General features: G+C 40.8%; 10 protein-coding genes. 6 read left to right on the forward strand and 4 right to left on the reverse strand.

Going from position 1 to position 7,203, the window contains the following annotated elements; genetic code table 11:
• Positions 1 to 39 precede the first annotated feature (39 nt).
• From AC5590_RS28985 to AC5590_RS29000, 4 genes are all read left to right on the forward strand, one after another.
• The gene (locus tag AC5590_RS28985) at positions 40 to 321 is read left to right on the forward strand and encodes a potassium-transporting ATPase subunit F (RefSeq protein ID WP_169266767.1); all 282 of its coding nucleotides are present in this window, start codon (positions 40 to 42) and stop codon (positions 319 to 321) included.
• Positions 321 to 968 (forward strand): K(+)-transporting ATPase subunit C, encoded by a 648-nt coding sequence (gene kdpC, locus AC5590_RS28990; protein WP_169266768.1) that lies wholly within the window; start codon positions 321 to 323, stop codon positions 966 to 968. Before AC5590_RS28985 ends, kdpC begins: the two co-directional genes overlap by 1 nt.
• A 107-nt stretch (positions 969 to 1,075) precedes the next feature.
• Complete coding sequence (locus AC5590_RS28995) at positions 1,076 to 2,398, forward strand: serine/threonine-protein kinase (protein ID WP_169266769.1); 1,323 nt, start codon at positions 1,076 to 1,078, stop codon at positions 2,396 to 2,398.
• Positions 2,399 to 2,415: 17 nt separating this feature from the next.
• Positions 2,416 to 2,766 (forward strand): hypothetical protein, encoded by a 351-nt coding sequence (locus AC5590_RS29000; RefSeq protein ID WP_169266770.1) that lies wholly within the window; start codon positions 2,416 to 2,418, stop codon positions 2,764 to 2,766.
• 288 nt (positions 2,767 to 3,054) lie between these two features.
• Here the strand turns inward: AC5590_RS29000 and AC5590_RS29005 are convergent, their stop codons facing one another.
• Together AC5590_RS29005 and AC5590_RS29010 are read right to left on the reverse strand one after the other, a co-directional pair.
• Positions 3,055 to 3,597, reverse strand: a complete 543-nt coding sequence (locus AC5590_RS29005; protein WP_169266771.1) for a pentapeptide repeat-containing protein — start codon at positions 3,595 to 3,597, stop codon at positions 3,055 to 3,057.
• A gap of 96 nt (positions 3,598 to 3,693) precedes the next feature.
• Positions 3,694 to 3,951 (reverse strand): hypothetical protein, encoded by a 258-nt coding sequence (locus AC5590_RS29010; RefSeq protein WP_211178589.1) that lies wholly within the window; start codon positions 3,949 to 3,951, stop codon positions 3,694 to 3,696.
• Between the two features lie 506 nt (positions 3,952 to 4,457).
• Between AC5590_RS29010 and AC5590_RS29015 the strand changes: the two genes are divergently transcribed.
• Complete coding sequence (locus tag AC5590_RS29015; RefSeq protein WP_169266772.1) at positions 4,458 to 5,600, forward strand: sensor protein KdpD; 1,143 nt, start codon at positions 4,458 to 4,460, stop codon at positions 5,598 to 5,600.
• Here AC5590_RS29015 and AC5590_RS29020 read toward each other — a convergent pair.
• Both AC5590_RS29020 and AC5590_RS29025 read right to left on the reverse strand, forming a co-directional pair.
• Positions 5,576 to 5,794: a hypothetical protein gene (locus AC5590_RS29020; RefSeq protein ID WP_169266773.1), complete on the reverse strand. Its 219-nt coding sequence runs from the start codon at positions 5,792 to 5,794 to the stop codon at positions 5,576 to 5,578. The two genes, AC5590_RS29015 and AC5590_RS29020, sit on opposite strands and share 25 nt — an antisense overlap.
• 101 nt (positions 5,795 to 5,895) lie before the next feature.
• On the reverse strand, positions 5,896 to 6,156 hold the full coding sequence (locus AC5590_RS29025) for a TRADD-N-associated membrane domain-containing protein (RefSeq protein ID WP_169266774.1): 261 nt from the start codon (positions 6,154 to 6,156) through the stop codon (positions 5,896 to 5,898).
• Positions 6,157 to 6,451: 295 nt separating this feature from the next.
• Between AC5590_RS29025 and AC5590_RS29030 the strand changes: the two genes are divergently transcribed.
• Positions 6,452 to 7,203, forward strand: a 752-nt coding sequence (locus AC5590_RS29030; protein ID WP_169266775.1) for a pentapeptide repeat-containing protein, incomplete at its 3' end; no start/stop codon positions are given.

The following is a 7,203-nucleotide window of genomic DNA, read 5'->3' on the forward strand; positions in this document are numbered from 1 at the left end:
GATTGGTGCAATTAACTTTACTAACTACTACAAAATCCCATGAAACTCCTTCGTAGACAACCTACAATCCCACCACCCCAAATCTCTGAGTCTGTGTTTGAAGCAGTGATTGAAACCTGGTCTTCTGCCAAGAGACAAAAGCTGCCGTTGTATCTGTTTTTCGGGATGTGTTTTAACTTAGTGGTTGCACCTGTGGTTTACGCTGCCACTAATGAAACATTTTCCCCCACCCAAGCTTGGGCATTAGGACTGTTAGGACTGGTGACGGTTGGTCTTTCTATCTATCTGTTTTTCGTGATGTTTGTACCGGAGAGATTCTGATGAGTTTTGCACGTGATGCAGGTAGAGCCGTTCGTTCTACCATAGTCCTTTGGCTGATTACAGCTATCATTTACCCATTTGTAATGATTGCTTGTGGGCAGATTTTGTTCCCGTTTCAGGCAAATGGCAGCTTACTTAAAAATGCTCAGGGTAAGGTTACTGGTTCAGCATTAATTGGTCAGCCTTTTACTTCTGATCGTTACTTCAATAGTCGCCCCAGCACCACCAGCTACAGCACTGCTGACCCGAAAAAGGATGAAGCTGGTGTTCTCAAAACTGGAGTCTCTGGTGCGAGCAACTTGGCTCCCAGTAATCCAGACTTACTCAGTCGTATTAAGGGCAAAAATGACCCCGACCCCAAAAAACAAACTGAAGGTGACCTCAATCGACTCAAAAAAGCAGGTGTGCAACCTACTGCCGATTTAGTCTACACCTCTGGTTCCAGTCTTGATCCGCACATCAGCCCCGAAGCTGCTAGGGCGCAAATTGCACGCGTGGCAAAAGCGCGAGGACTCCAGCCGAATCAGCTTGAAACCTTGATTGGTCAAAATACTGATGGTCGCTTTCTGGGCATCTTTGGTGAACCAGGAGTCAACCTGTTGAAGCTGAATCTAGCTTTGGATGTATTAAAACCCTCAATTTCGTGAGAAAGATAGAGAAATAAGAGCATCAGGGGATGGAAAGTCTAGGAAAGAACCGTTCCCTGTACTTATCTTTATTCTTTGCAAATGAAAATTGACCAACCACGATTTCTATGAGCGACAGTTTTCCCTCCACCCACAAATCCTTTCAGCCTTTGGAGGATGGTAGCATTTCTTCCCTTAATCAGGATAATTCGCTGCTCAATAACCGCTACCATATCCTCAAACCCCTTGCTACAGGAGGATTTAGTAAAACTTTTCTCGCTGTCGATGAAGATCGTCAGGTAGAAAAGGAATTCTGCCTCATCAAGCAATTATTTCCAAATCATCAAGCTACACACCATCACCAGAAAGCAAGAAAACTATTTCACCAGGAATCTGTACTTTTAGCACAACTTGGTAAGCATCCCCAGATTCCCCAATTGTTAGACTCCTTTGAGCAGGATGGACAGCAGTATTTAGTCCAAGAATGGATTGACGGAGAAACTTTAGAAGAAGAATTGGCGCAAGAGGGAGCATTCAATGAAGCTGAAATTCGGCAGTTACTCTTAGAGTTATTACCTGTTTTGCAGTTTGTTCATGACCATCACGTGATTCACCGCGACATTAAACCGACAAACATTATTCGTAGCCGCAGTTATGGTCAACTAATGTTAGTAGATTTCGGGGTTGCGAAGTATTCTGCCAACATAATTCCTGAACAAACCGGAACCACTATTGGTAGTGCTGAATACGCAGCACCTGAGCAAGTAAAGGGCAAACCTGTTTTTGCCAGCGATCTTTACAGCCTGGGTGTCACTTGCTTGCATTTGCTCACACTGATGTCGCCATTTGAACTGCATGATTGTAATGAAGATGCTTGGATATGGCGCTCATATTTGACTACACCAATTAGCTCTTCTCTAGAGCAGGTTTTATGCAAGTTGCTACAAAGAGCAACCAAACAACGCTATCAATCTGCAAAAGAGGTTCTGGCAGACTTGAATGATTTGCCAAAACAGGTTGTTTTTCCATCAAAACCACCTGAAAGAACAAGCACAGACAATGACGATTTTTACTTCGGGTTTAGTCTTAAAGAAGATCTACCTGCTTCAATAATCCCATATGCTACAGCACTAAATATTCACTCCATCGATTCTGTCAGAATTTTTGACCCCCAGACTCAAGCTTGGTATTACTTGAGCGGCAAAATGGAAGCAAAAAATATTGCCCGAAAAGTAGCTACATTTCTACATCCGTGTCTAGCGGAGGCTGCTACACCAACTCTTGGAAATCAAAGAGATCAAGCAGTTTTACGTAATATACTCTGGAGGATTTTTACAGCAATTACTGTTACTTACGTTGCTTTTTTAATTATTGCTTGCGTCACCGGAATTCAATCACATTTGACGAATGCTACTTGGAAAGTAGAAAACTTGAGGACGAAAGTGAGATGACTCTTATCAACGTTGATGTGCAAATTATTTACAAACTTTCCACTTTGAGTGCGCAATCCCTTTACGTTGCAAGCATTTCTCAGACAACTGGGGCGAGTCAATCAAACTTTAACAAGGAAACTTACAATAATATAGACTATCTTTTAGGATTTTTCCTAACTTTCGTGTTGCTCGGCTTTATCTTGGGATGTTTACTTCAGTATAAAAGGTATCAAAAGCTGCGTCCCAAACGAAAGGCTGAAATCCTTAAAGCATTTGAAACTTTACAAAAGATACAGAACATAAGGCCTGAAATTGACGAGACGGTTCCTTCTCAAAGGAAACAGCAAATTGAAACTTTAGAAAAGATATGGAAAATGAAGCTTTAAGGTTAATGTATTAAACTTGTTGCAAAAGTTGGGAAGGCTTCACTGGGAAAATAATTTTGTAAAATCTCACTTTTGTAAGAGGTTTATTAGAGCGGTTTTCTGTAAGGTGGGCATTGCTCATCAATATCTCAAATATCTATCACGTAGGCTTTTGTGAGCAATGCCCACCCTACGATTTGTGGTCTATTCATATGAAAACCGTTGTAAGTAGTCAGATAGGAAAGCGTGAAACCAGCACACAGCTACACAGGTACTGGTAACACTTTGACCAAAAGATAGTAGAACAGGTTAATTTGATAATGTGGACGAACCAGTCGCCAACCCCTGGCAGTTTCGACCCGATGTCATTCCATCTGGCAGTATTGTTTCGCATAAAGTGACAGAGCGATTATTTTGGATGTCGTCAGTTCTTGAAGCTTTCGCAAGATTTGCACCGCTGAGATTGGCATTCCTGAAATCAGTTCTATTTAGCTTAGATGCTTCTAGATTTGTCCGCTGCAAATCAGCACCAACGAGTAATGTACTCTTGAGGTTTGCTCCAGTGAGATCCGCTCCTTGCAAATTTGCTTCGCGAAGATCAACCCACTCCAAATTTGCATACCGGAGATTGGCGTTCTTTAAATTAACTGCTTGAAGGTTAGTTGAGCGCAGATCAACTCCTTCTAGGTTTGCCCCCGACAAGTTCATTCCTGATAGATCACAGTTAAAACATTTCCTTGTTTCTTGAAGCTGTTGAATCGTGTATTGTTGAACAAAGTCATTACCTTGGCTAACCAGGGAGGGAATAAGGGCGATCGCCCCAGGGATAATTAAACGTAACAACGGAATCATAATATCAAGAATTTTTTAAAATCGAGTCATTAAAGAATATTAGGTGGCTACACTTTTACAAAAATTGAATTGCTAAAAGAGTTTAAGTTTCTAAAATCATGAACTAGAAGCTTGGCTGAGTCCAGGCTTCGCTTCAAGTAAACATGTTTCATTGAGCGAATAGTAAATGGGATGGGTTCTTTTAAGAGCGACTTTCAGAGCAGGAGTCATCATTGGATGAATAGCAACTGCTAATATCTCATCTCCAAAAGAAATCGTGGGATTTTCTGTTGCTGGAATGACTTTTCCTTCTCTGAAAATTCCTAAGAGAACACATTTTTCCGGTAACTGAATATCGGTAAAAAAACGCCGCATAGAGTACTATTGGGTTCAATGAAAACACCACTTAGACTCGGCTCAATAAAATCTTTTTCTTGAAACACAAACCCAAACACTAAAAAAAGTGTTTTTAAACTTTCATGTTATTATTATGTAACTTTTTTATCAAAAAATGATGCCATTCCAGATAGATTTTAAGATCAAATATGCTATATATTAAATTATATAGATGTTTAGTATCTAAAATAAACTCTATCTATTTAGAGATATGGATTTGATCTATAAGCTATCTTGAGAAGAAAAGATTTGGGCATTGCTGAATATAGGTATGAATTTCTCTCGGGCAGAGACGCACCAGGCGCAGAGAGTAAGAGTTTGAGATTTTGGATTTTTGAATTTCATACTTCAATTCAGCAACGCCAATTTTTCTTAGGTATTTAGACTGCACCGACGGTGCAACGCATTCATCCCACACCTAGAAGGAGTGGGCTTTGTGCTCCCAACACTGTAAGATGGTGTGTAGCAATGTTAATGCGCAGATAATGTACAGTTCTTATACTGTTTGCTCTAACAGTACCTACTTACGTCCACCTCGTCGCGGCAAGCACAAGATTTTTATTGGTATGGCTCCTGGTGTTGGGAAAACCTACAGGATGCTAGATGAAGCATGCCGACAAAAAAAAGATGGTATAGATGTTGTTCTTGGATGGCTGGAAACTCATGATCGCCCAGAAACAGATGCTAAAACACAAGGTTTAGAAGTCATTCCACCAAGCAAGATAGAACAGGGCGGGTTAATCTTCACCGAGATGAATACTGATGCGATCATTGCCCGCCAACCTCAGCTTGTTTTAGTTGATGAACTAGCACACATTAACATTCCTGGAGCAGAGCGCAACAGACGGTACCAGGATGTGGAGACAATTTTGGCGGCAGGTATTGATGTTTTTTCTACTGTCAACATACAACACTTAGAGAGTCTGTGCCATCAAGTAACCCAGATGACGGGTATCGTTGTACAGGAGCTTATTCCAGACAGTTTACTGGAAGCTGCAGACCAAGTCGTTGTTGTGGATGTAACACCAGAAACATTAGAAGAGCGATTGTTGGAAGGTAAAATTTATCCAACAAGAAAAATCGAGCCATCCGTACAAAACTTCTTCCGGCGTTCCAACTTGGTGGCTCTGCGAGAACTAGCGCTGCGACAGGTAGCAGATAACATAGAAAAGAAAGAGATTCAGCAAGCTGCTCGACTAAACTCTCACGCTAAAGCTCTCAGGGCAAATGTCTACTGTATCCACGAACGAATTCTGGTTTGCATTTCTTGTGAGCCAAACTCTGTGCGACTGATTCAACGCGGAGCTATATTTGCTGATTATATGAACGCACCGTTCTACGTTCTGTTTGTAAACAATCCAGACCATTTTCTGACAAAAGTAGAAGCACTGCATGTTGAAACTTGCAAGCAAATCTGCCAAGAGTTTAAGGGTGAGTTTTTGCAAGTCTCTGGTCAAAACGTAGCACAAGAAATTGCTCGTGTTGCAAAATCATACCGAATTACTCAGGTAGTATTGGGTCAAACTCGTCGCTCAAAATGGCAAATGATATTTACAGAGTCTTTGATTCACCAACTGATGCGATCGCTTCACCAAACTGATATTCATATTATTTCATCTGAAAAATAACCAAGACCAAGTAAATCAAGGGGTACTGTCGCTACTTCTGGGTGCAGCGGTGCGCACAGTCGAGCATTTCCTAAGCAAAAATATTCAACTAAACCTGCTACAGGTAAGTGACTCTGTTCGTCTTTACCTGTAGCATAATACAGTTTAGATAAGAGCAAAACCGTTATCAGGACTGCAATGTAGAGACGTTGCATGCAACGTCTCTACATACGTGGAATGGTTAGCAATAATCCTTAACTGAACCGTATTGACCTATAGCAGAGTCAGAATTTCTCAGGGGCAATCACATTACAGATCAAATTTCATCAAGTCTGTCATTAGCATCTTTCGCAAGTTCAACACATCGGACACTCGCAATCATTCCACAAGCAGCAGTCACTGCACCTTCATTTGCTTTTCCTGTCAGCAGAAGCCCAGCACCTGTAAGACTAACAAAAGCAGACACTGCGGTAGAAATTATTGCAAGATTAAAACTACAACGTGCTTGTCGCAGGCGTTCACGAGCAATACTTAGTTCTATCGGAGAGTCAGAGTGAGGGGTTGGCTTATGATTCATAGATTTCGCAGAGCAAATAAACTTCATACTTCTAATGTGCAGCCAAACGCCTGTAATCTTGACTACGCAACGATTGTGTTGTTCATCACCTGTGACCTTTCTATGATTGTCTTATGCGCTACTTTTGATTGCACAAGCGTTAAGCGTTTGCGTAGCGGCCCCTTAGGGGCTAGCTCTGCCGTAGGCAATCGCCTTTAACATGGAAGAAGTCAGAAGGAACAAGGAAGATAGAAGTTGGTCTTCTTCCTTGTTTCTTGCATCTTCTTCCTTCGCTTAAAAAAACTCTGGTCAAACTATGACAGATCCTAGCCAAAACAGAAAAAAGAAGAAAATAACTATCATCGCGTCTCCACAAGGTGTAGAGAGAGCAGAAAATGCTTTAATAAGGCTAGGATTTGATTCAAAAACTAACTTTGCACAGTCTCAATTATTAGCTCGTAATACAGTTACAAAATTTTTTCAGCGTGAACCAATTCAGCTTGATTCCTTTAAAAGAATATGTGAGGCATTGAAACTGAAGTGGATAGACATAGCAGAAGAAGAACAATCTGAGCGAATAGAAAGAAAATATAGGAGTAGCTTAGAAATTAATGAGGAGGTGGGGCAAATGCAAACACTTCACCGTAAAGTAACTGTAATAGATAAACATAGCAAACTTTTTAAAGCTGAAATTATATTAAAAGGCGATATCAATTCAGTTTTCAACTTCAAAATTATTCAATTGTTTTTACAAGAACATTCAGGAGACACTATAACAATTACTGATATTCAAGAAGGCAGTATCAGATTAATTGTAGAAGGTTCTCAAGAAGATATCGAACGGCTTGTATCTCGCATCAAATCAGGAGAACTAACAGAAGTAAACGGTTTTCCTGTTGAGGATGCTCAAATTTTGAGCGAAATCTCAGATGATGACGAAAGTAACGAATTAGATGATAAATGGCGTCTAGTGCAAGAGATTGTTAGTCAGCCAGTTAAGGGGCGAAATTTGAGTGGCGTTGACTTGAGCGATGCCGACTTGAATGGTGCTGACTTGAGCGGTGCTGA

Source organism: Brasilonema octagenarum UFV-OR1 (assembly GCF_963888615.1).
In the GTDB taxonomy this organism is placed as follows: Bacteria; Cyanobacteriota; Cyanobacteriia; order Cyanobacteriales; family Nostocaceae; genus Brasilonema; species Brasilonema sennae.